This is a genomic window from Nostoc sp. NMS8 (assembly GCF_017115045.1).
Classification (GTDB): Bacteria; Cyanobacteriota; Cyanobacteriia; order Cyanobacteriales; family Nostocaceae; genus Nostoc.
Genome location: NZ_JABXKK010000099.1, coordinates 95169 through 121704, shown reverse-complemented (window position 1 = coordinate 121704; position 26536 = coordinate 95169). Strand labels below are relative to the sequence as shown.

29 protein-coding genes and 1 tRNA gene are annotated in these 26536 nt (G+C 40.7%); 12 read left to right on the top strand and 18 right to left on the bottom strand.

Translation table 11 applies throughout. From position 1 onward, the window contains the following. Positions 1 to 79 precede the first annotated feature (79 nt). From HWQ39_RS24990 to HWQ39_RS24965, 6 genes are all read right to left on the bottom strand, one after another. Entirely contained in the window at positions 80 to 892 is an 813-nt protein-coding gene (locus HWQ39_RS24990) for a carbon-nitrogen hydrolase family protein (RefSeq protein WP_292851082.1), read from the bottom strand. 626 nt (positions 893 to 1518) lie between these two features. Then, entirely contained in the window at positions 1519 to 1842 is a 324-nt protein-coding gene (trxA, locus tag HWQ39_RS24985; RefSeq protein ID WP_292851079.1) for a thioredoxin, read from the bottom strand. 329 nt (positions 1843 to 2171) lie between these two features. Next, positions 2172 to 3335 carry a GuaB3 family IMP dehydrogenase-related protein gene (locus HWQ39_RS24980; protein ID WP_292851076.1) on the bottom strand — a complete coding sequence of 388 codons (1164 nt, stop codon included), beginning with the start codon at positions 3333 to 3335 and terminating at the stop codon, positions 2172 to 2174. Positions 3336 to 3792: 457 nt separating this feature from the next. Continuing rightward, a complete protein-coding gene (locus HWQ39_RS24975; protein WP_292851073.1) occupies positions 3793 to 4362 on the bottom strand; it encodes a YdcF family protein in 570 nt (189 codons plus the stop codon). 310 nt (positions 4363 to 4672) lie between these two features. Next, positions 4673 to 4746, bottom strand: a tRNA-Arg gene (locus tag HWQ39_RS24970). Positions 4747 to 4779: 33 nt separating this feature from the next. After that, positions 4780 to 5868, bottom strand: a complete 1089-nt coding sequence (locus tag HWQ39_RS24965) for a tocopherol cyclase family protein (protein WP_292851070.1) — start codon at positions 5866 to 5868, stop codon at positions 4780 to 4782. A gap of 25 nt (positions 5869 to 5893) precedes the next feature. Here HWQ39_RS24965 and HWQ39_RS24960 point away from each other — a divergent pair, with 25 nt between their 5' ends. The 3 genes from HWQ39_RS24960 to HWQ39_RS24950 all read left to right on the top strand — a co-directional run bounded on the left by HWQ39_RS24960 (position 5894) and on the right by HWQ39_RS24950 (position 7830). Further along, a complete protein-coding gene (locus HWQ39_RS24960; RefSeq protein ID WP_292851068.1) occupies positions 5894 to 6502 on the top strand; it encodes a DnaJ domain-containing protein in 609 nt (202 codons plus the stop codon). An 85-nt stretch (positions 6503 to 6587) separates the two neighbouring features. Further along, complete coding sequence (locus HWQ39_RS34470) at positions 6588 to 6788, top strand: hypothetical protein (protein ID WP_366932299.1); 201 nt, start codon at positions 6588 to 6590, stop codon at positions 6786 to 6788. Between the two features lie 289 nt (positions 6789 to 7077). After that, on the top strand, positions 7078 to 7830 hold the full coding sequence (locus HWQ39_RS24950) for a hypothetical protein (protein WP_292851062.1): 753 nt from the start codon (positions 7078 to 7080) through the stop codon (positions 7828 to 7830). A 623-nt stretch (positions 7831 to 8453) separates the two neighbouring features. Here the strand turns inward: HWQ39_RS24950 and HWQ39_RS24945 are convergent. Continuing rightward, on the bottom strand, positions 8454 to 9287 hold the full coding sequence (locus tag HWQ39_RS24945) for a metallophosphoesterase (RefSeq protein ID WP_292851059.1): 834 nt from the start codon (positions 9285 to 9287) through the stop codon (positions 8454 to 8456). A 195-nt stretch (positions 9288 to 9482) separates the two neighbouring features. Next, positions 9483 to 10313, bottom strand: coding sequence for a metallophosphoesterase (locus tag HWQ39_RS24940; protein WP_292851055.1), 831 nt, complete (start codon positions 10311 to 10313; stop codon positions 9483 to 9485). Between the two features lie 332 nt (positions 10314 to 10645). On the opposite strand from HWQ39_RS24940, the gene HWQ39_RS24935 reads away from it, so the two are divergent. Continuing rightward, positions 10646 to 11812, top strand: coding sequence for an AAA family ATPase (locus tag HWQ39_RS24935; RefSeq protein WP_292851052.1), 1167 nt, complete (start codon positions 10646 to 10648; stop codon positions 11810 to 11812). Between the two features lie 230 nt (positions 11813 to 12042). On the opposite strand, the gene HWQ39_RS24930 is transcribed toward HWQ39_RS24935, so the two are convergent. Both HWQ39_RS24930 and HWQ39_RS24925 read right to left on the bottom strand, forming a co-directional pair. Continuing rightward, on the bottom strand, positions 12043 to 12315 hold the full coding sequence (locus HWQ39_RS24930) for a GlsB/YeaQ/YmgE family stress response membrane protein (protein ID WP_185584679.1): 273 nt from the start codon (positions 12313 to 12315) through the stop codon (positions 12043 to 12045). A 338-nt stretch (positions 12316 to 12653) separates the two neighbouring features. Next, positions 12654 to 12797, bottom strand: a complete 144-nt coding sequence (locus tag HWQ39_RS24925; protein ID WP_292851050.1) for a hypothetical protein — start codon at positions 12795 to 12797, stop codon at positions 12654 to 12656. Between the two features lie 119 nt (positions 12798 to 12916). Between HWQ39_RS24925 and HWQ39_RS24920 the strand changes: the two genes are divergently transcribed. The 3 genes from HWQ39_RS24920 to HWQ39_RS24910 all read left to right on the top strand — a co-directional run bounded on the left by HWQ39_RS24920 (position 12917) and on the right by HWQ39_RS24910 (position 15694). Beyond that, positions 12917 to 13519: a PEP-CTERM sorting domain-containing protein gene (locus HWQ39_RS24920; protein WP_292851048.1), complete on the top strand. Its 603-nt coding sequence runs from the start codon at positions 12917 to 12919 to the stop codon at positions 13517 to 13519. Between the two features lie 274 nt (positions 13520 to 13793). Beyond that, positions 13794 to 14663 carry an inositol monophosphatase family protein gene (locus HWQ39_RS24915; RefSeq protein WP_292851045.1) on the top strand — a complete coding sequence of 290 codons (870 nt, stop codon included), beginning with the start codon at positions 13794 to 13796 and terminating at the stop codon, positions 14661 to 14663. A gap of 50 nt (positions 14664 to 14713) precedes the next feature. Continuing rightward, complete coding sequence (locus HWQ39_RS24910) at positions 14714 to 15694, top strand: 2-dehydropantoate 2-reductase (RefSeq protein ID WP_292851042.1); 981 nt, start codon at positions 14714 to 14716, stop codon at positions 15692 to 15694. A gap of 14 nt (positions 15695 to 15708) precedes the next feature. On the opposite strand, the gene HWQ39_RS24905 is transcribed toward HWQ39_RS24910, so the two are convergent. From HWQ39_RS24905 to HWQ39_RS24875, 7 genes are all read right to left on the bottom strand, one after another. Beyond that, entirely contained in the window at positions 15709 to 16776 is a 1068-nt protein-coding gene (locus HWQ39_RS24905; protein WP_292851039.1) for an Mrp/NBP35 family ATP-binding protein, read from the bottom strand. A 2-nt stretch (positions 16777 to 16778) separates the two neighbouring features. Further along, complete coding sequence (locus HWQ39_RS24900; protein WP_292851036.1) at positions 16779 to 17774, bottom strand: HEAT repeat domain-containing protein; 996 nt, start codon at positions 17772 to 17774, stop codon at positions 16779 to 16781. A gap of 45 nt (positions 17775 to 17819) precedes the next feature. Continuing rightward, positions 17820 to 18047 carry a ferredoxin family protein gene (locus HWQ39_RS24895; protein ID WP_012408944.1) on the bottom strand — a complete coding sequence of 76 codons (228 nt, stop codon included), beginning with the start codon at positions 18045 to 18047 and terminating at the stop codon, positions 17820 to 17822. A gap of 185 nt (positions 18048 to 18232) precedes the next feature. After that, the gene (locus HWQ39_RS24890) at positions 18233 to 18400 is read right to left on the bottom strand and encodes an acetyltransferase (RefSeq protein WP_292851113.1); all 168 of its coding nucleotides are present in this window, start codon (positions 18398 to 18400) and stop codon (positions 18233 to 18235) included. A 135-nt stretch (positions 18401 to 18535) separates the two neighbouring features. Then, complete coding sequence (locus tag HWQ39_RS24885) at positions 18536 to 19132, bottom strand: HAD family hydrolase (RefSeq protein ID WP_292851033.1); 597 nt, start codon at positions 19130 to 19132, stop codon at positions 18536 to 18538. Positions 19133 to 19498: 366 nt separating this feature from the next. Beyond that, on the bottom strand, positions 19499 to 21208 hold the full coding sequence (locus tag HWQ39_RS24880) for a fumarate reductase/succinate dehydrogenase flavoprotein subunit (RefSeq protein WP_292851030.1): 1710 nt from the start codon (positions 21206 to 21208) through the stop codon (positions 19499 to 19501). Between the two features lie 214 nt (positions 21209 to 21422). Continuing rightward, positions 21423 to 21911 carry an NUDIX domain-containing protein gene (locus tag HWQ39_RS24875; RefSeq protein ID WP_292851027.1) on the bottom strand — a complete coding sequence of 163 codons (489 nt, stop codon included), beginning with the start codon at positions 21909 to 21911 and terminating at the stop codon, positions 21423 to 21425. 104 nt (positions 21912 to 22015) lie between these two features. On the opposite strand from HWQ39_RS24875, the gene HWQ39_RS24870 reads away from it, so the two are divergent. Further along, positions 22016 to 22594, top strand: coding sequence for an NAD(P)H-dependent oxidoreductase (locus HWQ39_RS24870; RefSeq protein WP_292851024.1), 579 nt, complete (start codon positions 22016 to 22018; stop codon positions 22592 to 22594). Between the two features lie 351 nt (positions 22595 to 22945). On the opposite strand, the gene HWQ39_RS24865 is transcribed toward HWQ39_RS24870, so the two are convergent. After that, the gene (locus tag HWQ39_RS24865; RefSeq protein WP_292851021.1) at positions 22946 to 23425 is read right to left on the bottom strand and encodes an SH3 domain-containing protein; all 480 of its coding nucleotides are present in this window, start codon (positions 23423 to 23425) and stop codon (positions 22946 to 22948) included. A 134-nt stretch (positions 23426 to 23559) separates the two neighbouring features. On the opposite strand from HWQ39_RS24865, the gene bcp reads away from it, so the two are divergent. The 4 genes from bcp (at position 23560) to HWQ39_RS24845 (ending at position 26515) form a co-directional block, all read left to right on the top strand. Then, positions 23560 to 24039, top strand: a complete 480-nt coding sequence (gene bcp, locus HWQ39_RS24860; protein WP_292851018.1) for a thioredoxin-dependent thiol peroxidase — start codon at positions 23560 to 23562, stop codon at positions 24037 to 24039. Positions 24040 to 24148: 109 nt separating this feature from the next. After that, on the top strand, positions 24149 to 24775 hold the full coding sequence (locus tag HWQ39_RS24855; protein ID WP_292851016.1) for a type I restriction endonuclease: 627 nt from the start codon (positions 24149 to 24151) through the stop codon (positions 24773 to 24775). A gap of 5 nt (positions 24776 to 24780) precedes the next feature. Next, complete coding sequence (locus tag HWQ39_RS24850) at positions 24781 to 25962, top strand: aminotransferase class V-fold PLP-dependent enzyme (RefSeq protein ID WP_292851014.1); 1182 nt, start codon at positions 24781 to 24783, stop codon at positions 25960 to 25962. Positions 25963 to 26050: 88 nt separating this feature from the next. Next, complete coding sequence (locus HWQ39_RS24845) at positions 26051 to 26515, top strand: hypothetical protein (protein WP_292851012.1); 465 nt, start codon at positions 26051 to 26053, stop codon at positions 26513 to 26515. Positions 26516 to 26536 lie beyond the last annotated feature (21 nt).

Here is a 26536-nt window from a genome sequence, read left to right as displayed (position 1 = left end):
GATAAACTCTTCTCCCTTGCTCCCTTGCTCCCCTGCTCCCTGCTCCCCTGCTCCCTGCCCCCTGCTTCTTCCCCAGTCCCTAAAACACCCGATGCTGTAAAGAGGGCATTTGACGGCGGACTTGTTCTAGCCTAGTGGGCTTGATTTCTGCGATCGCAATTCCCGGTTTTTCTCCAGCATCGGCTAAAATTACACCCCAAGGGTCAATAATGACGGCGTGGCCGTGGGTTAGACGACGGCTGTAGTTATTTCCCGTTTGGGCAGGAGCAATGACGTAGGCGGTATTTTCGATGGCTCTGGCTTGTAGTAGTACTTGCCAGTGGTCTTTGCCTGTAAAGGCGGTAAAAGCGGCGGGAATAAAGATAACATCGGCTCCCTTATCTGCCAGATGACGATACAGTTCCGGGAAGCGGACATCATAACAAATAGAAAGCCCTAGATTACCGAGTTTTTCTGAAAAATAGACGGGGGGTAGTTGCGTACCAGCCACAACCGTGCTGGATTCGCGATAGGTGTTGCCGTCGGGGACATCAACATCAAATAAGTGTACTTTGTAGTAGCGCGCAAGTTCTTCACCGCTGGGATCGATAAGTAGAGTAGTGTTATGAACTTTGCCTGTATTATCTACCGGAAGTGGAAAGCTGCCGCCCAAGATCGTAATTTGAAAGCGTTGGGCCATTTTTTTGAGAAATTTTTCACTTTCAAGAGCGATCGCATTTCCTTGTGCGAGTTTATCTTTTTCTTCTCCCATATAGGAAAAGTTTTCTGGCAAACTCACCAATTCAGCACCTTGACGCACGGCAAGCTCTATTAATTCTTCTGCCTGTACCAAATTTTTCTGTAAATCGGGCACACTGGTCAATTGAATAGCGGCGGCTAAATAAGACTTCATAGATTCAACAACGAACAGTTGATTTATGCAAGATAGATTATCAAAATATATCGCTACTTCAACATCTGTGGAACTTAATTAGAAATACATCACTGTTGATTTTCTCTAACAGACTTGTTTTATTGGTAATTTTAATCTGTCTCTAGTGGCGTGGCAAACTGAGCAAGATTGCAATTAGGTTGTGATCAAACCCTGATAAAAGCTGTCTAGTGTGAATATTTCTGTATTTACAGAGCAACTAAACACCATTTTGGATGGAAATCGTCTTGATGCCCTGGCTTAGTCTGAATTCATCTGTCGCAATAATTTTTCAAATTGGTATAAATTTTTTCTTTATAGGATTGTTAATTTTGAATGTTGAATCCAAAGCTTACCCCGCTTGGAATACAATTCTTTTGACTTTTGACTTCCGCCTTGCGGTAGGTACTAGCCTATAAAAATTGGTAGTGCAGAAATTAGGGAATTGTTTTTGAGGTAGAGGACTCCTAAAAATCTTCTGAAACTGGATACAAATGTAAACAAGTCTGAGAAACGAGGAATTGGCGTCTCTCAAACTTGTTTATAAAAATTAACTTAAAGTTAGAAAAAAATGGATAACTCAAGAGGATTTTATTGCCGATTGAGTTTCAAAGATGCTTTTCGAGAGTGGAAGCTAATGTAGTTTTAGGCACGGCGCCGACCACCATATCGACTTTTTGTCCACCCTTAAAAATCATTAGCGTGGGAATACTACGGATGCCGTACTGACTAGCAACTTGAGGATTTTCATCTGTGTTGACTTTTACGACCTTTATTTGACCTTTGTACTGTTCGGAAATTTCATCCACAACAGGAGCTACCATACGGCATGGTCCGCACCAGGGTGCCCAAAAATCCACTAAAACAGGTACATCGCTTTCGAGTACTTCTTGCTTAAAACTAGAATCGGTAACTTGTGCGGCTGCTGACATGCCTAAAACCTTCGCCAATAATATCTGAGCTTGGTGAAAATTCTACCATAGCAAAAACCTCAGCTTGGGAGTAGAGGATGTACATTTGCAAAGAAGCTCTAGAATTTATTTACAAACATAAGGAACCGCCCGGACAATAGTCCGGGCGGAGTGTGGTGTGAGGAGTGAACGGAAACATGCGTCTCCGCTATCTCCATTGTAGGTGACATATCGGATTTTTCCAGCAATTGTTTGGGGGCTGGAAAAATTTATTGAAGAATTGGGGAATTGGGGACTGGGGATTGGGAATTAATTATTTCTTCCCTATCTCCCTCATCTTCCCACTCCCTCTACTTACCCATACCTAATTGTTGAGCTTTTTGGTAAACTTTACCCTCCGTTAATAAAGAAGGCGCAATCACAACTTCGACTTGCTGCATTTCTTTAATATTTTTCGCTCCTAAAGTACCCATGCTCGTCTTTAAGGCTCCTACAAGGTTGTGTGTACCATCATCTAGTCCTGCTGGGCCAATGAGTATTTGCTCTAGGCTGCCAGTGGTGGCGACGCGAATGCGGGTGCCACGGGGCAAGACGGGGCTGGGAGTCGCCATACCCCAATGATAGCCCCGTCCTGGGGCTTCTGTGGCTCTCGCAAAGGGGGAACCAATCATCACACCATCGGCACCACAGGCGATGCATTTGCAAATGTCGCCGCCAGTGATTAAACCGCCATCAGCAATAATGGGGATATAGTTACCAGTTTCGTTGTAGTAATCATCTCGTGCTGCGGCACAGTCTGCGATCGCAGTTGCTTGTGGCACACCCACACCTAACACCCCACGAGAAGTACAAGCCGCACCTGGCCCAATTCCCACTAGTACCCCAGCTGCCCCAGCTTTCAACAAATTCAAGGTAACTTCGTAAGTTACGCAATTCCCCAACACCACAGGGATGGGCATGGAACGGCAAAATTCTGCTAAATCAAGTGGTACTAAAGACTCTGGTGAAAGATGTGCAGTAGAAACGACTGTAGCTTGGACAAAAAATAAATCGGCCCCAGCTTTTGCCACCGCCTCACCGTATTTACTTGCACCGGCTGGAGTTGCACTTACCGCTGCAATAGCACCTTGTTGTTTAATTTCCTGAATACGTTGTTCAATTAATTCCGGCTTTATTGGTTCGGCATAGAGTTCTTGCATCAAGGCAACAAATTCATCTTTACCTACAGAGGTAATTCGATCTAATATTGGCTCTGGGTCAGCATAGCGAGTTTGAATCCCCTCTAAATTGAGGACTCCTAATGCTCCTAACTGTGACAAACGTACAGCCATACGAACATCTACGACACCATCCATTGCACTGGCAATTATCGGGATTTCTCGCTCAATATTACCAATACGCCACTTAGTATCTGCCAAACTAGGGTCTAGTGTTCTGTTACCAGGGGCTAGAGCAATTTCATCTATTCCGTAAGCTCTGCGAGCTGTTTTTCCCCGCCCAAGTTGAATTTCCACGCTTTAAATTTTCTCAAATCTGTTTAAGCTAGGGTATCAAATTGTGGGGGGAGTTGGAGTGTTTTTTTCCTGAACTACACTAGACATTTCCGAACTGTCTAAGTTGCATCTCAAAACTTTGGTGGATACAAAATACACACCAAGGAAGCAAATGAGGAAAAGTTGTTTATTTGTTTGACTAAGTTGATGCTAATAATTTTGACATTATAGCAATCCTATCTGAATTTGTGAAAATTCGTAGTTTCCAGATCCCCGACTTCTTTAAAAAAGTCGGGAATCTAATTTTTCACGAATAATTTATTAATGCTATATTCTCTTTCTTTGCTTGTCTTTACTTAGGTCAAAATCATCCAAATTTCCCTAAATGCCACCAAATTGGAATATTTTGCATCGTTTTAAAGCGATAAATATTAAGATTCAGAAGATTTTCAAATCCAAAATCCAAAATTGATTTGATTTACCGTTTATTTTTAGCGGCATCTACACCTGTGTAACCAGTCGCTAACCAAAGTATCGCTCTCGCCCCATCGCGAACAGATTTTTCGATAGATTCAGGAGGTTTTTCTGAAGGAACTGGCACAGGTTTTAAATAAATACCCCGACTACCCAAAATAATTTCGCCGATGACACAGGCGCGGCGCATGTGGAAGTCTGAAGTAATCAAATAAACGCTCTTGATACCGCGACGTTGCAAATCATCCACCAACGTAGTAAAATTAGTAACTGTATCTACTGCTTCGTAATCCAAGTGTAAACGTTTAGGATCGACACCAGCTTTGGTAAACACTCGTTGAGTGTATGTACGTGGACTACCGCCTGTAATCCAAATCGGTATATTTGGATGCTCGCGAACGAATTTTGCTGTAAACTTCTCTCGCTCTAAATGTTTCGTTGAACCACCCAACACTACAACTGCTTGCGGCTGCACAAATTGGTTTTGTACTTCTTTGTATCCCCACCAGATGATTAGCGGTAGGGCAAAAGCCGTAAAGCGAAAAGATTTACCCGTAAAGATTAGCTTATTCAAGGCTCAATAACTTTATTTACTCAGTTCAATATTTTCTCTGACTAGAAGAAAAAACAATTGATAGTAGAGTAGCAAACTTCCAAAGAATCTGCCCAAATATAAATTTGGTTGATTCTTGTGTTGCAACGCGATTAAGCGTGCTTGAAGTTTTTCCTCTAATTGATGGATTATCCTAACCTGTCTCGGACGATTCATCAAAAGGTTTTAACCACTTTATATAGTGCTTCTCATTTCTATGATGAACAAGGTAGGTAGCACAGTTGCTTATGCTACCCCACAACTGCTATATATATAAATTGCCTGAAGACAACGGGACTGGTGCGACTTGAACGCACGACCTGACGCTTAGGAGGCGTCCGCTCTATCCAACTGAGCTACAACCCCAACTGTGAAGCATATATAATTATAGCAGTAGTTTCAGCGAGATTGCCAACAATTATCCCAAGAACCGCCGCCTACTTCTAAACCACACAAAAGACTTTCTGCTTTGAGAATTATTTTAGATTTTCTGCCATTTAGTTCTCGTAATTCTAAATTTAGTTTTCCTTGCATGGTGTCTCGGCAACAGTATTTTAAACCTTCTGCTGTGGGCGCACGTAAAGGTTTACCAGGTAGATGGGTGGTTCCTGTCAATTCAATTTCGTAATTGGAGTTACTGGCTTTCATTTGCCATCTACCCCAAGGCTGAATTTCCCAATCTACTTGGGAATTCCAAGGAACGAATTCATAAAACTTGCCTCGATAGTGCAAACCAATCATCGCTACAGATTCCATCCACCACAGCACGCCCCGCCGTCCACCGCCAGCAGTTAATGCTAAGTCGGGTTCGCCTGCAAAGCAATTGCAATTTATCCAAAACCATTTTTGCGGAAAAGCACCACCCCAATTTTTCTCGCCGTAGGCTGGGGCGTTGGTGAATTCGTAGATTTTACCATTCCAGTCAATTTTTCCGCTGGCTAAACCGTGAGCCATCAAAATTTGCCATCCTGGTTCAAAAATCTGCAAGAATGACAGCCAACCTGCGGTTGATTGCTGAATGCTATTTTGATTTCCCCAACCGTATACTGGTTGAATTTCATACTGCCAACGGCAATAATTATTGGTGGCGCGATCGCGAATTATTCCCTGATTCAAGGTGGCTGTAGCTTGATAGCCTTCTTGAACATGATGCTCAAACTCCGCTGGTAGAAGGTATAAGGGAGAAACTTGCAAATCTGTTTTACCCCAATGACCTAAACCCAAAACATCCCGACTACCCCAAAATTTCTTCACATCAGGGAAAGTACGACATAAATATTCATCATCCGGGCCGAGGATTTGGGCAGCACCGCCACTGTGAGGTTTACCGCCGATGGGGTCTTCAATGGAGTACATAAAGGCGAATGTTTGTCCAATTTCCGGTAGCGTAACGCGGTAATACCAGCCTTCAAAGAAGCGGCGACTACTATCATCCCAGTGATAACCAGAATGAGGGGTTTGGAGAGAATTTACGGGAATAGTTAACATAGATGTAGTTGCCGATTTTTTCAGTATGCGCGATTGCTTCGATATCAATGATGCTTATGAAATTCTTGGGCTAGAATCCGGCGCCTCTCAAGCACAGGTAAAGCGAACTTACCGTAAACTGGTAAAAATTTGGCATCCCGATCGCTTTGTTGACCAAAAGCAAAAGCAGGAAGCTGAAGAAAAAATTAAATTAATCAATGCAGCTTACAACAAGCTCAAATCGGAAAGTCCATCTGAGCCTCCCATTCCTGAAAATCCCTCTTCATCTTCGCCTAAAAATCCCCCAAAAATATCTGTCAATCGTTGGGATGCAGAAACTTTCTACACTTTAGGGGTAGAGAATGCTACTCAAGGAAGATATGAAGATGCGATCGCAGATTTTACCCACGCAATTCGTCTCAATCCTTACTATGTTGAAGCATATAAGTATCGGGGGCTAGTTTGTTCTCAACTGGGATACGAATATAGAGCCGCTTCTGATTTAAATAAAGCTGCACAAATAGAAGAATTAAGAAATCCGGGTGCTGCGCGTGTATCGCGATCGCCTAGATATGTATCAAAACCTAGACCTTTGCTAAAAAGATTTTGTCAGAGGATAAAAAGTTTACTGCGATTAAATCGGCGTTGGAGATAGCAGCACTATGCCTGGAGTTAGTTAATATTTATACTCGATAATACTAAATATAGTTAGATTTGCTGCTGATTTCATAGTATGAGCGATCGCTTTTAGCTCAGATGGTCAGCATCTTGTTAGTGGTAGTGCAGATCATACTGTAAAGCTGTGGCACGTTAGCACTGGACAAGAACTTTACACTTTGAATGACCATTCCGATTGGGTTAACTCTGTCGCTTTCAGCCCTGATAGCAAAACTTTGGTTAGCCGAGACATGACCATCAAGCTTTGGCGATGCGATATCTAACAACAAATTAAAAATTTAGAGAATTGAAGCAAATTGCTAGATTTTTTGAGCAATCCATTAATTGACAGTTTAATAACATCCATCTTTGGGATACTCTTTCTCTTGATTGAGTATTAACTCTCTGGAGATAGAGCCACTTGTTTCAGGACAGAGGTTATTCTGAGATTACCAACAGTTGAGTAGCAAATAAAACTCAATATTTATCAGCAACATATATTTTCAATTCATTAAAACCTCTTGTTTTTAGAAAGCTTTAGTTTGTCAATATCCTATTTGAGGAGTGAAATCAATGTCTATTCCCAATGAAAGCGAAAGCAAAAACAGTGAAGTTAGGCAAGAATCTTACACTGATATTAATGGCAATACTCAGACCAATTTCACACAAACCACTGAAACAGTTAAGAACAATACAACTAATCCCAACTCTTACACTAACGGTTACGTACATGGTCGAAATGTTGAGCGTAGCAATCAGCAAGCAGATTTAGCCCAGCGTGATGAAAACAATGCTAGTGGTGGTTTGCTGTTGGGTATTATCATTACTTCCGTGCTTGGTTTGGTTATAGGTGGGGTTTGGTACTTCAACCAGCAGAATAATGCTGCGGTTAACAATGCTGTGCCGGTAGTGGTTCCTGTACCGAGTAAGAGTAATCCAACGCCCAGTGCATCTCCTCAACCACCAACGACGATAATTGAAAGAACTAGGGAAGTACCTGTACCTGTTGCTGTTCCTGTTCCTGTTCCACAACAGCAGGCTGTGCCTCCATCTGCACCTCGCCAACCGAATATTAACATTACTATTCCACCCCAACAGCCTGCGGCAGAAAAAGCACCTTCTGTAACTCAGTCAACCCCGAAAGCGGCACAAAGTCCGGCGACGAGTCCAACTACTAATACTCCGGCTTCACAGAACGATAGTTCAGGTACAAAGAGTGATAGCTCTAAAACCACTCCACCTCAAGGAGTAGACCAATCAAACAGTAAATCTAATAGCGATTCTTCTACCGCAGGTAATGCGACTACAGGTAGTTCTGGTCAATAACGGTTTCTGAACTTTTAGCCCACTTGATAATGTCGGTATTCATGCCAATACATAACAAGTGGGATAATTCTTAACCAATATTTCGGAATTATTGCGATAAATTAATGGTAATCAAGTTTAGTAAATGTGTGTTGTAGCTAAACAAACACAATGCTAGATTAAGACCAAGGTACAAACAGGTTAAAAGTTAAACAAAACTTTCAAGTTAGAGCCTGTGCCTCCTGTTCTAATGTTCTCGCGTAGGCATAGCCCGTCGTAGACATCGCTCCGAAGTTGTGGCATCCATTGAATGTATTTTGCCTTAAGTTCAATGAATTGTTTTGGAGGTTTTAAAACGCACTGCCAGAAAATGCCTGCCTAGTTGAAATGTTAGGATGTGCAATTCTGAGTTTAGCGATTGCGAATACTGTCCACCAAATTTTAAATTAGTTACTCCTGAATTCTCCAATCTTCAAGAAACCGCCCCAAGCTGCTGACATTTATCTATCGTAGCTTCAGGCGGTTTCTGCTTTGAGTGTTATGCATTTAAATTGGACTCTGACCAGCAAAGGCTGTCCTTTGTCATTAGTAATTTATTTAGACCAATAACTAATGACTAATGACTAATGACCAATGACCAATAACTAATCACTAATTAAGGTAATTACAGTCACTTCTGGCGGACAAAATAAACGTCCTGGGCGGTAAGTTCCTAAACCACGATTGACATATAGTTGATTTTCTTCTACCTTGTGAAACCCTTGCGCCCACTCCCAATATCGCACTACTTTAGAACAGTCTCCCAGAAAAAATGTTATCCAACGCCGCAATTTTTTAGGAATTTGTTTAAGTAGCTTTTTGTAATAAAATACTAGAGGGCCAATACCCGGAATTACGATGTGACCACCGTGGGTATGACCAGATAGTTGCAAATCTACGCGCCATTGTTGCAATATCTTAGCTGTATCTGGGTTATGAGATAAAACGATGCGTGGTGTCACAGAATCTAGTTGATTCATGACTGGTGCGGGGTAAAATTCCCGTGACCAATAATCAGCCAGTCCGACGAATGGTAATTCTTTTCCTAGTGGATAGGCAATTTCATTCCAAAGTACATGCACCCCAATACTAGTTAACGCCTGTGTAACTTCTACTTTGGAGTGGCTGTAATAGATATCGTGGTTCCCAAGTACGGCGTAAATACCACAGCGACTTTGCAAATGTTTGAGTCGAAGCACCAGTTGGTGAATTGGTGCGGGATCGTCAGTTACGTAGTCACCAGTTAATAAAATTAAATCTGGTTCAGCTTCGTTAGTAAGTGCGATCGCTTTTTCTAACATATCTTCCGACAGTCGCAAACCATCATAGTGAAAATCTGACAACTGTACTAACGTTGTACCTTGTAAAGATGCTGGAAGTTCTGCAATCTTAACCGTTATTTTATCTACTCTTAAATGTCCTGTAAATAACCAATGCATAAGTCAACCGATACTCCTCATACCAGCGCTTACAGCTTACCAAAAATCAAAATGTAACTTGATAAAATGCAATAATTTATGTCATCTATTCCAGATACAATTGATTCATTGATTCAAAATATGCAATCAAACTAAGTATTATTAGCCTAGAATACCTGCTGCGATTGCGTTCTTTTATTTTGAATTTTGAATTACCTACTCACCTTGTAGGGTGATTATAGTAACTTCTGGGCGGCAAAATAAGCGTCCTGGGAGGTAAGTTCCCAAACCACGATTGACATATAGCTGATTTTTTCCTAGCCGATGGAAACCTTGCGCCCATTCCCAATGGTTGACTACAGAAACATTTACTTCCAAAAATGGCATTAAACGCCGGATTTTTCTGGGTATTTTTTTTGCAAGCTTTTCGTAAAGTAACGCCGCAGGGCCAATACCAGGAATCACGATTTGACCGCCGTGAGTATGTCCAGATAATTGTAAATCGACTCGCCATGCTTGTAATATCTCTGCCGTATCTGGGTTGTGGGATAAAACGATGCAGGGTGTGTCGGGATTTAGCTGGTTCATAACTGGTGCGGGGTGAAATTCCCGTGACCAACTATCTGCCAGTCCAACGAGTGGCAATTCTTTTCCTAGTGGATAGGCAATTTCGTTCCAAAGGACGTGAATGCCAATGCTAGTAAGGGCTTTTGTAACTTCTGCTTGGGCTTGTTTGTGATATATATCGTGATTGCCAAGAATAGCATAGATACCATTGCGACTTTGCAGATGTTTGAGTCGAAGTATCAGTTGATAAATCGGTGTCGGATCGTCAGTTACGTAGTCACCAGTTAATAAAATTAAATCTGGTTCAACTTCGTTAGTAACTGCGATCGCTTTTTCTAGCATATCCTCCGACAGCCGCAAACCATCGTAGTGAAAATCTGACAATTGCACTACCTTCTTACCCTGTAACGATGCAGGCAACCCTGCAATGTTAACCGTTAATTCCTCTGTACTCAACGGCCCAGATAACAACCAGTGCATAAGACGTTTAATAAACTTCAATCATAGCGCTTACAGCTTAACTAAACATTGTCGGTTTGTGTGCAGCGACCAATGCAACTTATTGAAAATTTTATGAAAGCTCTAGGTTCTAGCGTATTTATACTTACTCAAATCAGACGTAACTTTGCTGTCAATTTATGTCGAGTACACTATCTTTCTTTGACAGAGAGGGTATATGGATTCAACCCTGAGATTATGAATAAAAATAATTGATATTACGTATATCAATCAACTCTAGGGTTAGAGTTTGTTTTTGTATAGTATACTGTATTACACACTACCAGATTGAGCAAAAACACTTAAAGCTGTTTATGTCATCACTATTAGAGCCACAGTTCATCCAGGATTTTACCCACTTTGAGCAGCATGTAGCAAAACTGATTCATAAAGCAGATTGGACAGTTGAAACTGCAAAGACCAATCAACCTGGCTATGATTTAGTGGTCAAAAAAGGAAATATAATTGGTGCTGTTCAGGTTAAATGGCTAAAAAGTAATGTAGCAGCGCCGCAGCTTTTAAAATTTGCTGATTTTTTAGATTCTGACGAAGGCAAAAAATTTAATTTTGGTTGGTTCATAACCACAAAAGGATTTAGCGGCCCAGCATTGGCATTAATGAGAACCTGGGGTAAAGATACTAAAATTCGCTGTGGTATTGCCCATGAAAATAAGCTGGTTGGGATTGATGGTGATTCCGTCATTGGTGGCAGAGATAATCCTGAACCTCATGAAGAAACTAAACCAAAAAAAGTTTATTTTGGAGTTTTTACCTGTAAAGGCGGAGTAGGAAAAACAACTGTAGCAGGGCATTTAGCGGGAGCATTAGCATTGCAAGGGTTTAATGTGGCACTTGTGGACTTAGACCCAGAACAAAATCTGCAAAAATTAGTAGGTGATGGTGTTTTTGTTCCCAATCCTAAAGGGGTAGGTACAACTATTCAAGTGTTTGATGGAAATGATTGGGATGAAGATGCTGCTCGTGACTGTCAAATAGTAATTTGCGATTGCTCACCAGCACTAGAGCGTAATCCCCCAGAGCTAGTTAAGCGATTAGATTATTGTATTATTCCAACAACCTTCAATCCACTAGGAATAAGCAAGCATGGTAAAGTTATTCAATCAACTGTTAGAGAGATACGTGAAATTAATAATGAAGCTCATTTGTTTGTGCTAGTTAACAATTTTAAAGATCCTGGCATTAAGCGTTTAAGGCTTTTAAAAGAAGTCTATTCTAATGCTTATAAAGAAATTAGCAAAAGAGATAATAAATTTCATTGTATAGATCCAGAAGAAGTTTGTATTCGGACTAGCGATTTACTTTATTATTGGGGTATACATATACTCGAGAACCCAGAAAATCCTGCCAGTAGATTAGCGTTTGATCTGGTTGGCGGAAGATGCTACCCACGTGAAGATTTTATCAACTTAGCAGATTACATTGAAAGAAAAGCTGGCATAAGTGTGCTTAGAGCTAATTAATACTTTTAAGAAAATTATCTACTTAGCGCTCGCTAATCTTTCGATAAAATTTTTAGGAATACCTGTGCAGAAACAAAAATTACTTTTAGGATGAGGGTGTAGAGAGGGAGAAAAACAAAAAATAACGCCTACCTATAATTAGGTGGCGCTATTTTTTAATTTAATTCACAGTTAAAAATAATTAAATGAATTTGCTAAATGCTTGTTGCTGATTGTCCGCAATTTTATATTTATACAGCACTGCGGTTGGTTAACAAGTTCCACAAGAAAACTGCAACAATTGCACCAAGAACTGCTACTGCAATACCTGGGATGCTGAGACTAGGAGCTGCTAGAGATAAGGTTCCCGTACTGAAGAATACACCTAAACTACCACCAACAAAAGCACCGATGATTCCTAACAATATGGTTCCGAGAATTCCACCGCCTTGATGACCAGGGTAGATAGCTTTTGCGATCGCACCAGCAATTAAACCTAAAACAATCCAAGCAAGAATATTCATTGTTATTAGTTGGGTAAACGTTTCTGACTTACAACTACATATTAACTATTTCCATTTTTTGCTCAATCTATCATCAGAATTAATTATGAATATCCATAAGGAATAGTTTAATCGTTACGGAGTTTTTGGATATGTAACCTAATTGAGGTAAATAGTCAATTAAAAAAAGCTCCTAGTAGGTCTTTAACTAGGGGCTTATCAAACTATTGCTTGGTAATTGCAGTATAGGCATTTTAATCAGCTCTCTCCTCTACTAGAAGAATTAAGCTGAGTTTTTAGAGACTGTCTCTAAAGTAATGTAAAGGAAGCTAGATAGGTGATTGAGGCGACGGACAACTTCACTCTAGTAAATAACGGTAGGTTGCTTTGACGATTTGGGCTAGCGCATAAGCTGTATCCGACTCAAGCCGTTTGTCACCCAACAGCAAAATCATGATTTCTTCACCAATATCTAGTTGCTGCTGCGGTTGATGATCCGTCACGAATAAATCACCCGGTGGCACTTGTAGCCAGTCGCAGAGAGCTATAAGTTTTAGTCTCTGAGGATTCCGTACAATACATGGGAAAATTCTAGAAGATCCGCGATCGCACTAAGACTTCCATGAAAAATCTAGCTCTATCTGCTATAGCCCTCACCACCGTATCTGGATTAGCTTTCGGGAAAATGCAAACTGCCTCTGCTTTAAATTGGAACTGGAATTATTCTGGTACTGGCATAGCAGCAAACGGTACTCTGACCACTAATGACACCCCTAACGATTTGGGTTTTTACCTGATATCTGGAATTACTGGTACACGAAATAGTGAAACAATTACTGGTCTGCAACCTGCCGGAACTCCAATACCAGGAAACGAACCTTTTAATGTTGATAATTTAATTAGTCTTAATACTGAGCAGTTAACAGGGGATGGTTTTGGGTATTCCACTTCGGGAGGAAACTACTCTAGTCCATTTTTCGCGAGTTTTTTGCCGACACCAGGTTATTTAGAGGTTTTTTCTGCGCCGCCAATCATACCAGGTTTTGAAAATTTGGGATTGGAAGATAGTGAGTTACCCATTCGTTTTTCTGCAAGCATCATCACCATCCCTGAATCCACTTCTATTTTTAGCTTATTCATCCTTGGCACTCTGGGCACATCTTCAGTACTCAAACGTCATAAGCTATTCAAATTAACTCATAAGAAGCTCGAAAAAGTTTCCTAAAACCATCAATAATAATTGAAAAACCCCTACAGGGAAGCAAGCTACGCGCCTACGCGCAGCGTCTCGTAGAGAAGAGAGTTTCAGATAGAAATTTAAACCCTTAAATTTGCAAGAAAGATTGCTATGTCTCTATAGGCTCTTTGAGACATACAGATTAGAGTAATATAGCAGCAACGATGGTATCATTACATCCAAATGATACCGTAATTTTGTCTAGATATAGAATTCTATCGTCTTGCCAACGATAGATTATTTCTAAAAGGAGTTTGCTGCAATGTCCACAACACCAACTACTCGATTAATTTTAGAGACTTTACTCCCCCATCTCAAAGTAGCAGCAGCCTATGCCAATTTTCTGCAACCAAAAATTGCTGCACTTCCTGCTAAAGAACAAGCAAAAAACTTTTTTGCTGCCGCCCTTACTGATGCAGATGTGGCTATTCAAAATCTAATAGAAGTAGTATTACTGGCCACTTTCCCAGATATTCGCTTTTATGGTGAAGAATATGAAATTTCTAATAATACCAAGTATTTTCGGGCTACCGAACTCGGTTCAGAAGGTGATTACTTAGTCACACTCGACCCGATTGATGGCACGAAGTTTTATATGGATGGACATTCTAATTACCAAATTATTCTCAGTATTCTAAATTCGGATGACTTTGAAGCAGTAATTGCTATTTCTCCTGCCCAAAACATTTATTTTTATGCCCTTCGAGGTGAAGGTGCTTTTAAAGGGACGTTAGAGATGAGCTTAGAAGCCTGTGCCCCATTACATATAACATCCGCTCAACCTGCTATTTTGTTGGGATGGGGAATGAATTCTATTGCTCATTTACTAAAAGATCGATATAAAGTAATCGATATAGCGACCGATTACTCTAGTGATATTCAGATTCCCAATCTTAATGGTATTCTTAGTGGCGACTTGAGTGGAGCAGTCATCAAATCGGGCAAATTTATTGATAGTGCTGCACTCGCTTTTATTGCGAAAGAGGCTGGCTGGATTTTGACTACTCTCGACGGTTCGACTTTACCACCACTGCATACTTGTCAAAACTATAGTCTGCCTGGATTGATCGTAGCTGCCTCAAAATCTATTCATCAAGACCTGTTGTCAGCGCTGCAAAGCATAGCTGTTTGAGGTAAAAGCAACTGAATACTGTCTTCCACGACTCATAAGCTTTTGACAAAATGAAAATCTGTATTGTTGGTGCGGGTGCAATTGGTGGATATTTAGGGGCAAAACTGGCACTAGCTGGTGAAGCAGTAACGCTGATTGCGCGTGGTTCTCATTTGGAGGCAATTCAAAAAAATGGGCTGAAGTTGCTCATGTCAGATGGTTCTAGCCAAATTACTACTCCGACTTTGGCAACTAGCGATATTCAGTCAGCAGGGCCACAGGATATAGTAATTTTAACTGTGAAGGCTCATAGTGTACCTGCGATCGCACCTTTTCTACCTGCACTCTATAATTCTCACACAATGGTAGTGACAGCCCAAAATGGTGTTCCTTGGTGGTACTTCCGTCAGCATGGCGGTGAGTATGAAGGTACGCGAATTCAATCTGTTGATCCAGATGGGATTATTGAAGCTAGTATCGGTGCCGAACGTGCCATCGGTTGTGTGGTTTACCCGGCAACTGAGATAATTGAACCAGGTGTAATTAAACATATTGAAGGCGATCGCTTTACTCTTGGTGAAATTGACGGTACTAAAACAGGACGCATCCAATTATTAGCACAGACTTTAAAACAGGCAGGATTCAAAGCACCAATCCGCAATCAAATTCGCACGGAAATCTGGATCAAGTTGTGGGGAAATGTGGCCTTTAATCCCATCAGTGCCCTGACTGGTGCGACTCTAGAGGATATTTGTCGCTATCCCCTCACTCGTGAACTAGCGCGGCAGATGATGACTGAAACTCAAGCGATCGCAGAAAACTTGGGTATAAAGTTTGGCATCACTTTAGAACAGCGAATTAATGGGGCAGAAAATGTTGGCGCTCATAAAACCTCAATGCTACAAGATATTGAAGCTGGACGCGCTACGGAGATAGACGCTATTGTTGGCGCGGTGGCAGAATTGGGAAAACTTACTCAAATTCCCACACCTTATATTGATGCTATTTATGCCAGCGTCAAGCTGCTGGAGGCGACTAAACTAAAGATTTGATCCTCCCTGAGTTTTTATTTAGATTGTCTGCAATTGGTAAAAGTTGCGTTTAGCGCAGTGGCAATTTGGATAAAAACCTCACTTGCAGGTGAAGTGCTATCGCTGATTGCAATCGGATTTCCAGTATCACCACCACTACAAATATTGGGATCAATAGGAATTTGCCCCAGCAGTGGCGCTTGTAATTCTGCTGCGAGTTGTTCGCCGCCACCACTGCCAAAAATTGGCGTGCGTGCGCCACAATCACCACAGATTAAATAGCTCATATTTTCAACGATCCCAAGCACGGGTACACCTACTTGGCGAAACATATATATGTTACGTCGGACATCTGCGATCGCTACTTGCTGAGGAGTTGTCACGAGAATCACTCCACAAACAGGGCTTTCTTGGATAATTGTGATTTGAGCATCACCTGTACCGGGAGGTAAATCTATTAATAAATAATCTAATTCGCCCCATTCCACATCTTGCAAAAATTGAGTGATAATTTTATGCAACACAGGGCCACGCCACGCCAAAGGACGATTTTCTTCTACAAGTAAACCAACTGACATCAGTTTAATTCCCTGAACTTCTAGAGGTAAAAACTTATCACCTGTAGGAGTATTAATTACTTGAATATCAGCTTGTCCTAAACCCAACATTTGCGGCACGTTAGGGCCATAAATATCAGCATCAAGTAGCCCAACCTTTGCCCCTTGTAATTTTAAAGCGGCGGCTATATTTACGGCTGTTGTTGATTTACCCACACCACCTTTGCCGCTAGAAACTGCTAGGGTTATTTTAACGCCAGGAATTGTACAAATTTGAATATAAGTTTTTTTGCACCAAGTTAAAAATGATAATTTAGATTGAATTTCTATCTGTAATTGCTGCTGATGGGAACCAATATATAAACGCAAGTAAACATAGTCATCAACTATGCGGAGATTTCGCACCATTCCCAAACTAACGATATCATTTTTTAAGGTAGGCTCGATAACCTGTTTCAGAAGTTGAATGACTTCTTGCTGATGGGGATTAGTATCTGGTTTTACTTCTTGTTCCGAATACTGAAAGGGGGATTGGTGGTAAGACATAGTTAGGAGAAGCCTTTCTCTTGGTTATTTACTGCTCCCTTGAGACTATTGCTTTGAATCTTCTGAATTGCCCGTTGCGCTTGGATGGATACTTCTTTGTCAGGATCGTCTAAGGCTTGTTGCAGGGGGTTAATAATGTCGGGATGAGCTAAATTTCCAAGTGCGATCGCAGCTTCTTTCCGTACATCTGCATATTCATCTGTTAATGCTTGAATTAATCTCGACATAACTTGAATATCTGGAACTTTTTGCAAAGCTTGTGCTGCTGATTTCCTCACTTGCCAATGTTCATCATCTAAGGCTATTGCTAATGCTGAAATCGCTTGATTATTTGCATGAATAGTCAGAGATTTAGCTGCATTCCGGCGAACTTGCCAGTCACTATCATTTGTAAGTGCTTGACAAAGGATTGTAATCACTTCTGTATCTTGTAAATGTTCTAAAGTTAAAGCAGCAGCACGACGTACACTTGCTTCCTCATCAAAGATTAAATTTAAAGCTTGTGGACATTTTTCTAGTTGATTGATATATCGCAGTGTCGTAATTGCTGCTTCTTTTAACTCAGGATTTTTTGATTCTAAAAATGGCAAAATATATGGCAAAGATTGAATATCATGTATCTTCCGCAAAAGCACCAAAATATTTAATTGAAGATTTACATCATTACTTTGAAGCTTATCTAGTAAAAGTAACAATTCGTCTTGTGTAACTAACTCGTTTAATGCTGATGCAGCTTCAGTACGAATATCTGTATCTGCTGAACTGAGGCATTCAATTAAAGCAGGGATGGCAACAGGATTGGCAATTTCCCAAAGGGCAGCGATCGCTATTTTTTGAACAGTAATATTTTCATCTTTCAAAGCGATGATTAAAGGATCTATTGTTTCGTCATCGCCTAGATGTTGCAAGGTTTTGACAGCTACTATCCGATCATTTACGTCAGGCGATCGCAACATTTCCAACCATTGGTTTAATTCCAGATTATTACTTGTAGACATTTTGAATCCTCTAGAAATAATTACTTTTTCTACCACTGCACACAACTAGCGCAACAAAAACGGAATTTGTACAGTAATTGCATTCGTTGGACATTCTTTTTCACAAGGCAGACAAAACCAACACTCATCATATTTCATATAAGCTTTCCCCGTCTCTGGATTTTTCGCCAATACATCCAAGGGACAAACTTCAATACAGGCTGTGCATTTTTCTAAACATTTTGATTCATCAACGATGACAGGAACATCTATTCTTTGATTGATCAAAGCCATAAAATAACTCCATGATTTTGTACTGAAACTGCTAAACGGTAAAATAGGTTTAGCAATTGAGTTTATCCAATAAAATGAGAGATTATTATAGTGTGAATATTTTCTGTTTTCCCGATATCACGTGTTAGCTTACACTACCTTCCACCCAATATACAGAATAGAGCGATCGCACTGCACATTTTTCACTAAATCAATTTCTTCTGAAAAGTAAATGATTGTTTGATATTGGTATAGCCAATTTTATCATAAAACAAGTGTGCCTCTTTGCGTTTAATATTAGAAGTTAACAAAACATTGTCACATCCAGCTAGAAAAGCCCACTGCTCAATTTGCTGCATTAAACAACGCCCAATTCCACTATGTCGATTATTTTATTTTTTATTTCTCACTAATTAACTAACTCCAAAAATTTTAAGAGTTCACTTATAATGAACTTTGGTTGTACTTCTGGTGGTAAATTTTGATTTTTTCTGTTGTAATAGCAAAAATCAATATTGACTTGTGTTGCTCCTTGTATAATCGTGCTTTAGAGAATCTCCTATATAAAGGACTTGTGCTGCGGTTAAATTTAACCTGGATAATGCATAATGGAATATCTCAGGAGATGGTTTAGCAAAACCAATTGCTTCAGAAACTACAACTTCTTCAAAAAAATGCTCAATTCCAGCAGCCTGCATTCTCGGTAGTTGTGCTGATACAAACCCGTTCGTAATGACAGCCAAACGATAACTGCGTGCGAGAACAGTTAGCACTTTATTTACATCAGGTTCCATTACGCCCGAATGATTAAAAATATGCCAGTAACTTTCACCAAGATTGCTTATTTGATGTGTTAGTATATCTAATTGAGCAAGTGTACTTCGATAAGACATCTCGATTAACTCACTAGGAGAAAAGGTTTCTCGCTGTCTCCAATACTGGGAATTATAAGTTTCAAAGACTTGAAGGAAAATAGTCTCACTTACCCCATTTAAGTCTAAAGATACTGCACAATCTTCCAGCGCTCCCAGAATAGCTTGGCGTTCACATAGCTCAAAATTCAACAGTGTATTATCGAGATCGAAAATTATGGCTTTATAACCCATTGTTGTTATCTTAGAGGTTGTTTTAAAAATCTAATTTATACTTACTAGGACTTACGCATTGACAGAAAAGCCAAAATAAGAGGTATAGTTTTCAAGGCTTCTAGGTAGGTTTTTCAGTCATATTTTGGCGATCGCCAGCAATCAAAAGTGACCGCCAAAAGCCTTAAACAACGTATTTACGTTAATACACAAGATAGTTTTTTTTACAGTGCGTAAGTCCTACTTACTTGGGCGATTAAAAATCGCGGCTACACAGACAAAACCTGCCTTCGCAGGTTAAAAACCCTTGATTTGGATTAGTCCACGGAGGTGGACTTTGTTTGTGTAGTAGCGAATTCTATTCACCCAAAACTTTTAAAACGTCCCTCAATTAACAGCAACATTGTAAACTTCTTTGACTACATCTACTTCCACAATGTAAGGATCTACAGGACGCTTAAACAATACCATTTGCTCTAATTCATCTTTCTTTAAGTTGACATGACAAAACCATTCATCATCATTCTTTTCTGGATAATCTAAGCGGTAATGATATAGTCCCCAACGAGTCTCTTGACGATATAATGATGCTCTCGCTGCCATTTCTGCACAGTCACGAATAAAATGCACTTCTAGACTACGCATCAATTCATGGGGATCACGAGCGCTCATTAAATCTAATGTTTCTTGATATTGCACAAAATGTTTTAGCCCAATCTCGATTTTATTACCTGATTTGGGTGGTTGCAGATAATCATTAACTAAGCGTCTTAATTTATATTCTACCTGAGTATGAGGTACACCATTAGGGCGAGTTAAGGGTGCATAAATTCTGGATTTTTCAGCTTCTAAAAAATCTGTATCTGGTTCGATAAAATCTAAATCTTGGATATATTCAATGGCATGAGTTCCAGCTATGCGACCAAAAACAAATGCCCCAATCATGTAATTATGAGGAACGCTAGCCATGTCTCCGGCTGCATATAAACCTGTGACGGTTGTTTGAGCGTTTTCATTCACCCACACACCAGAGGCACTATGACCACTACATAAGCCAATTTCGGAAATGTGCATCTCGATGCCATGAGTGCGATAATCTTCATTTCTACCTTGATGAAAACGTTCTCTACTTGGTCGTTCATTAGCCCACAGTATAGATTCAATTTCAGCGATTGTATCTTCATCAAGATGGGTCATTTTGAGTTGGACTGGCCCCTTACCAGAATTTAATTCTTTCCAGATTTCCAACATCATTTGACCACTCCAATAGTCACAACTAATGAAGCGATTTCCTTCGGCGTTAGCAGTATGAGCGCCAAAAGGCCCGGCGACATAAGCGCAGGCGGGGCCGTTGTAATCTTTGATTAAAGGATTAACTTGAAAGCATTCAATGTTGCTGAGTTCTGCTCCTGCATGATAAGCCATTGAGTAGCCATCTCCAGCATTGGTAGGATTTTCATAAGTGCCGTAGAGATAGCCAGAAGCAGGTAATCCTAATCTGCCACAAGCACCTGTACACAGGATGACTGCTTTCGCTTGAATAACAATATAATCTCCGTTTCTGACATCAAATCCTACTGCACCAATAGCACGTCCGGCTTTGACTAATACACGGGTTGCCATGACGCGATTTGTAACTTTGACTTTGTGGCGTTTAACTTGTCGGGTAAGAATTGTTTTGAGGTCTTTTCCTTCTGGCATGGGTAAGACATATTTACCCACACGATGCACTTGTTTTAAGTCATAGTTGCCTTGGGCATCTTTTTGAAATTTCACACCCCAACTTTCTAATTCTTGGATGACTTCATAACCTAATTTGCCTGTTTGATAAACAGCTTTTTGGTTGACAATGCCATCATTAGCAAGGGTGATTTCGCGCACGTATTGTTCGGGTGTGGAATGTCCGGGAATGACTGCGGTATTCACTCCATCCATACCCATTGCGATCGCACCACTGCGACGGATGTTAGCCTTTTCTAAAATCAGCACATCTGCATCAGGATTGGCTTGTCTTGCCTTGATACCTGCCATTGTTCCTGCTGTACCACCGCCAATGACGAGTACATCTGTTTTGATCCACTGGGTATTGATATTCATAATATCAAGTATTTTTTATAGGTTTTTGCACAAAATACGGTAAACTTAGCAAGTTACTGTATTTTAACATTTTTCGGGATTTACAACAAATAAATTATTCAATATTGTCGGGTATTTTTTGATTTAAAAGTCATTTATGGAATGTAAAAAAGTGTAGAATAACATATTTATGTGACCCTACAATGTACTACTTAAAATCTCAATCACTAGATTTTTAGAACAATTGAAATTCGCCGCTTTTCTTGTATTCTTGAAACTTTTCTAAAACAGGGCGATCGTTTGGCATTAATATAGGTAAGTCCGCCAAATCAAAAAATTCCAGCGCCAGCGATTCTCCATCTAAGCAAGCGAGACTGCCTGACCATTCAACGGCTCGCAAAATCAAAATGAAGTTTTGCACGTGATCGCCATTGGGATAGGTTACAGTTTCATAGGCTGGGTTAGAAGAAAATCCCACAGCGGTAAAACGCTTAACTGTTAAACCAGTTTCCTCAAAAACCTCTCGTGTTGAACATTCTTCGGCAGATTCGCCTATCTCTGGACAGCCGCCAGGTAGCCCCCAAAGCTTGAAATCACTCCGCTTTTGCAACAAAACCCGCCCCAAGCTATCCTCAATAATCACACGTGAGCCAAATAATAAAAGTAGGCGATCGCCTACAACTTGTCGTAACTTGCCAAGATAGGAGTCTGACCAATTCGCCATAACGAGAAAGTTTCTAAAGAAACTCTAAAGGTAGCAAATAGCGATCGCCTGAAAACAGGATAATGCAGCTGAACTAGCCAATCCTTCCCATTCAACCTAAAACTATGGCATCTACACCCAAAATCCTCGCCTTTGCAGGCAGCGCCCGGATTGATTCTTACAACAAAAAATTGGTGAAAATCGCGGCGGCTGGCGCTAAGGCAGCAGGCGCAGAAGTAACTTATATAGACCTCCGCGATTTGCCTTTACCTCTGTTTGATGAAGACTTGGAAGCTGAACAAGGACTACCTAGTAACGCCCGTACTTTCAAAGATTTGCTGATTTCTCATCAAGGATTGCTGATTGCTTCGCCGGAATATAACAGTTCGCTCACAGCAGTTTTAAAGAACGCCATCGACTGGGCATCCCGTCCAGCCCCAAATGAAGCACCATTAGCGGCTTTTGCAGGAAAGGTTGCTGCCATTCTGAGTACTTCCCCTGGCGCTCTTGGCGGTTTGCGGGGGTTGGTTCATCTGCGGTCTATTTTAGGAAACATCAAAGTTTTGGTACTTCCCGACCAGATAGCCGTACCTAAAGCTTACGAAGCCTTCAACCCTGATGGCACGTTGAAAGATCCTAAACAGCAAGAATCTATTGAAAAGTTAGGTGATAACTTAACAAAAATATTGCTGAAGCTCAACTAACCAAATATACTAGGCGATTAGAAATCGTGGCTACACAAACCAAGTCCGCCTACGCGGACTCAAAGAATTTGAAACCCACGGAGGTGGGTTTTGTCTGTATGTCGCGAATTCTATGAGACTCTTGGTCAATTAACGCTGTGTTTGACCCCTCATCCCTAAAACATTGGTTTGGCGTTGCTTTCCTGCTCTGAAATAAATTTCGGGCTAATAGCTCAAGTCTGTTGAAACGGACTGAAATTAGAGTAATCAGGAATGATGGGTTAGATCCCTTATTAATTCGCCAACAGTCTCATTCTATTCGCCAGGGCAAGGTGTGTTTTTACACTCATTGAGATGCTCCCGTGGGTTGTACTAAGAACAACTGGTAAGGGCTGCACCACATTGATCTTCCCTTGCCAACCAACCTTTAACACCTTGATATTCCACCTGTGCCCAATTTCCCTGACAGCCTAGCAATTTGATAGCCGTATTAGCAGGAATTCTTCCCACCTTTTGCCTTTGTTGACTGGTACTAGCATAGAAATCCACGCCATTAGTACCGTAGCCCCGCGTTGTTAAACCTAACTTTGGCACAAATACCCATCCAGTTCCTTGAAAACCATCACTAGCATTAGTAATCTGTACCCAATTTCCAGCAGCACTAATAACCTGAACTGTCTCGTCTATAGGTATTTGCCCTAGAATTGTGTTGTTTGTACTTGCACCACTCCGCACATTTAAACCTTGCGGATCTGTATCAATGACGTAGGCAAAAATATCACATTTTTGAGGATTAGTTGATTTCGCTAAACCTATTTGATGAGCTATACCAGTATTGAGTATCACACTCATACAACTGAATGCCAATGTTATCAATAGCTTTGATGCGGAATTTTTCACTTTTTTTGTTATATTTTCTTCAATTTTATGACATCAGTATCTAAGATACGACCGACTACGCTTACACAATCTCTCACATCCCCATCATGAGTAACATTCCCCAAGTCGGACAACCAGCACCAGATTTCTCTACTCCCGATCAAAATGGCAATTCGGTCACTCTCGACGATCTCAGCAGTAAGTGGATTGTTCTCTATTTTTACCCCAAAGATGACACCCCTGGCTGTACCACCGAAGCAAAAGATTTCACCGATTTGTATCAAGACTTCAGCGCATTAGGAGCGAAAATCTTAGGCGTAAGTCCAGATTCGGGTAAGTCCCATTGTAAATTTATCAGCAAACATAACTTGTCAATTAGCCTCTTGAGTGACCCAGAACATCTTCTGATAGAAGCATACGGCGCTTGGCGCTTGAAAAAATTTATGGGCAAAGAATATATGGGTGTTGCTCGTTCAACTTTTTTCATTTCACCTGATAAAATTATTGTCTATGCTTGGCCTAATGTAAAAACCAAAAGTCATGCTCAGGCAGTTTTAACTAAATTACGGGAATTAGCAGCTACGTAACGCAATTGGATATAAGTATAGTGACAGCAATCCTATATAAAATTGCTCTAGAAACTGCCGATATGATGATTCAAGAAAGAAACTAGACTTTTCGCAACTTGAAATAATTATGGTTGAAGTCATCCAAGCTCATAACGTCAGTCTTACTTATTTAGAAGCAAGATTTGGTCTACAACAAACTGAAGGTGAAGATTTTTTTCCAGAGTGGTTTGACACTCTGCCAGAAATCACAGATATAGAAAAACAATATCTAGACAGAGTGAAAACTAATTTTATGAGATTGGTTAAACATCCACCAATCTTAGAAAATGCAGTCAAAATGGTTGTCTTATCTCCTTTATTAGACTTGGCAGGATTTTATCGGGAACCATTTTTTCTGACTACTGAAGAATCTCTAGAAATTACCTTAGAGGATGAAGAAGAAATTATTAGAGGGCGCATTGATGTTCTGGTTATTAAAGAAAAATTGTGGCTGTTAGTAATTGAATCGAAAAGAGCGAGCTTTTCTATTTTAGCAGCCATACCCCAAGCACTGGCTTATATGTTAGGCAATCATAATCCAGATAAACCTGTGTTTGGATGTGTAACTAATGGAGAAGATTTTCAATTTATCAAGCTCATAAATCAAGATAAACCGAAGTATGCTTTGTCTGATAAATTCACTTTATCTAAGCGAGAAAATGAATTATATCAAGTTCTCAGAATTTTAAGAAAACTAAGTCAAAGTTTGAGTTAATAATTATGTCTCTTCGTCCTATCTACCTTGATGGTCACGCTACTACACCTATAGATGAACGGGTACTCGCAGCAATGCTCCCCTACTTCACAGAAAAATTTGGCAACCCAGCAAGCATTAGTCATGTTTATGGTTGGGAAGCAGAAGCCGCTGTTAAGCAAACGCGAGAAATTTTAGCGGCAGCAATCAACGCTACTCCAGAAGAAATTGTTTTTACCAGTGGTGCAACAGAAGCAAATAATTTAGCTATTAAAGGTGTTGCCGAAACTTATTTTAAAAAAGGTCAGCATATTATCACTGTTGCCACTGAACATAGTGCAGTTATTGATCCTTGTAATTATTTAAAAAGTCTCGGTTTTGAAATTACTATTCTCCCTGTTAAAAAAGATGGATTGATTGATTTAATTGAGTTAAAAAAAGCTTTACGTCCTGAAACGATTTTGGTATCGGTGATGGCTGCAAATAATGAAATTGGCGTGTTACAGCCTTTGGTAGAAATTGGAGAAATATGCCGCGATGGGCTAGGCGCTGCTGGAGGCGATCGCAATATCATTTTCCACACCGACGCAGCCCAAGCTATTGGTAAAATTCCTTTGGATGTACAAGCGATGAAAATTGACTTGATGTCACTCACAGCCCATAAAGTATATGGGCCCAAAGGCATTGGAGCGCTGTACGTCCGTAGACGCGACCCCAGAGTACAACTAGCTCCCCAGCAGCACGGCGGTGGACATGAGCGGGGGATGCGTTCTGGTACATTGTATACACCGCAAATTGTCGGCTTGGGGAAAGCTGTAGAAATCGCTTTGGCTGAACAAGCAACAGAAAACCAACGCCTCACCCAGTTAAGACAAAGATTGTGGGAACAGCTTTCGCAAGTTGAGGGAATTCATCTCAACGGACACCCTCAGGAACGATTGGCGGGAAACTTGAATATCAGTGTTGAGGGAGTAGATGGAGCCGCACTTTTACTAGGATTACAGCCAGTAATGGCTATATCTTCTGGTTCTGCTTGCTCGTCGGCAAATACTGCACCTTCCCATGTTCTCACAGCGCTGGGACATCCCCAACAGCTAGCTTATGCCTCAGTGCGGTTTGGCATTGGCAGGTTTAATACAGAAGAGGAGATTGATATTGTGGCGAAACATGCGATCGCTACCATTGAAAGTTTACAAAATAAACGTTAAGCATGAAAGCTCATCAGATATAGAGACATAAAGCAATCTGGGATAGCAGAATAATAACTGTTGACTCTCCACCGATGACTATTAATTTATGAATCAAGATTTAACCCAGCAGTGGTTGACAGAAATCCAGACAATCAAAGAACAGATGGCATTCCTGCAACACGAGCGCGATGCTGCTTGGGAAAGTGCCCAAAAATGGCGTCAGCTTTACAACACAGAAGCAGAACAACGCCGCACAGATGCCCAACTCTCCCAACAGGCGATCGCATCTCTCAAAGCAGATTTGCACAAACTCCAAGGTCTTGAAACAGGGATACTCGAAGCTGGGACAACAGTCAAAGCTATCGAACAAGAAATAGAGCAGCTAAAATCTGTCGAGGACTTGCAAGCTAAACTCATCGCTGTAATTAAAGAACGCGATCGCCTTTTGCAAGCTTTGAAAACTGAGCAAGATAACCACGCCCAAAGCCGCAATAGCCTAACTACTGCCTTGGGCGATGCCATTGATAGCTTGACACGCGAACGAGCAGTGGCGGCGGAGCAGGGGAAGTAGGGAGTGGGGAGGAAGCAAGGG

Excerpts from the sequence above, each read along its gene's own strand:
- HWQ39_RS24850 (WP_292851014.1), top strand. The coding sequence starts at position 24,781 with ATGTCTCTTCGTCCTATCTACCTTGATGGTCACGCTACTACACCTATA.
- HWQ39_RS24895 (WP_012408944.1), bottom strand. The coding sequence starts at position 18,047 with ATGGCTTTGATCAATCAAAGAATAGATGTTCCTGTCATCGTTGATGAA.
- HWQ39_RS24935 (WP_292851052.1), top strand. The coding sequence starts at position 10,646 with ATGTCATCACTATTAGAGCCACAGTTCATCCAGGATTTTACCCACTTT.
- HWQ39_RS24945 (WP_292851059.1), bottom strand. The coding sequence starts at position 9,287 with ATGCATTGGTTATTTACAGGACATTTAAGAGTAGATAAAATAACGGTT.
- trxA (WP_292851079.1), bottom strand. The coding sequence starts at position 1,842 with ATGTCAGCAGCCGCACAAGTTACCGATTCTAGTTTTAAGCAAGAAGTA.
- HWQ39_RS24900 (WP_292851036.1), bottom strand. The coding sequence starts at position 17,774 with ATGTCTACAAGTAATAATCTGGAATTAAACCAATGGTTGGAAATGTTG.
- HWQ39_RS24965 (WP_292851070.1), bottom strand. The coding sequence starts at position 5,868 with ATGTTAACTATTCCCGTAAATTCTCTCCAAACCCCTCATTCTGGTTAT.
- HWQ39_RS24940 (WP_292851055.1), bottom strand. The coding sequence starts at position 10,313 with ATGCACTGGTTGTTATCTGGGCCGTTGAGTACAGAGGAATTAACGGTT.
- HWQ39_RS24865 (WP_292851021.1), bottom strand. The coding sequence starts at position 23,425 with ATGAGTGTGATACTCAATACTGGTATAGCTCATCAAATAGGTTTAGCG.
- HWQ39_RS24870 (WP_292851024.1), top strand. The coding sequence starts at position 22,016 with ATGGCATCTACACCCAAAATCCTCGCCTTTGCAGGCAGCGCCCGGATT.
- HWQ39_RS24930 (WP_185584679.1), bottom strand. The coding sequence starts at position 12,315 with ATGAATATTCTTGCTTGGATTGTTTTAGGTTTAATTGCTGGTGCGATC.
- HWQ39_RS24990 (WP_292851082.1), bottom strand. The coding sequence starts at position 892 with ATGAAGTCTTATTTAGCCGCCGCTATTCAATTGACCAGTGTGCCCGAT.
- HWQ39_RS24880 (WP_292851030.1), bottom strand. The coding sequence starts at position 21,208 with ATGAATATCAATACCCAGTGGATCAAAACAGATGTACTCGTCATTGGC.
- bcp (WP_292851018.1), top strand. The coding sequence starts at position 23,560 with ATGAGTAACATTCCCCAAGTCGGACAACCAGCACCAGATTTCTCTACT.
- HWQ39_RS24905 (WP_292851039.1), bottom strand. The coding sequence starts at position 16,776 with ATGTCTTACCACCAATCCCCCTTTCAGTATTCGGAACAAGAAGTAAAA.
- HWQ39_RS24855 (WP_292851016.1), top strand. The coding sequence starts at position 24,149 with ATGGTTGAAGTCATCCAAGCTCATAACGTCAGTCTTACTTATTTAGAA.
- HWQ39_RS24950 (WP_292851062.1), top strand. The coding sequence starts at position 7,078 with ATGTCTATTCCCAATGAAAGCGAAAGCAAAAACAGTGAAGTTAGGCAA.
- HWQ39_RS24875 (WP_292851027.1), bottom strand. The coding sequence starts at position 21,911 with ATGGCGAATTGGTCAGACTCCTATCTTGGCAAGTTACGACAAGTTGTA.
- HWQ39_RS24910 (WP_292851042.1), top strand. The coding sequence starts at position 14,714 with ATGAAAATCTGTATTGTTGGTGCGGGTGCAATTGGTGGATATTTAGGG.
- HWQ39_RS24845 (WP_292851012.1), top strand. The coding sequence starts at position 26,051 with ATGAATCAAGATTTAACCCAGCAGTGGTTGACAGAAATCCAGACAATC.
- HWQ39_RS24960 (WP_292851068.1), top strand. The coding sequence starts at position 5,894 with ATGCGCGATTGCTTCGATATCAATGATGCTTATGAAATTCTTGGGCTA.
- HWQ39_RS24885 (WP_292851033.1), bottom strand. The coding sequence starts at position 19,132 with ATGGGTTATAAAGCCATAATTTTCGATCTCGATAATACACTGTTGAAT.
- HWQ39_RS24920 (WP_292851048.1), top strand. The coding sequence starts at position 12,917 with ATGAAAAATCTAGCTCTATCTGCTATAGCCCTCACCACCGTATCTGGA.
- HWQ39_RS24915 (WP_292851045.1), top strand. The coding sequence starts at position 13,794 with ATGTCCACAACACCAACTACTCGATTAATTTTAGAGACTTTACTCCCC.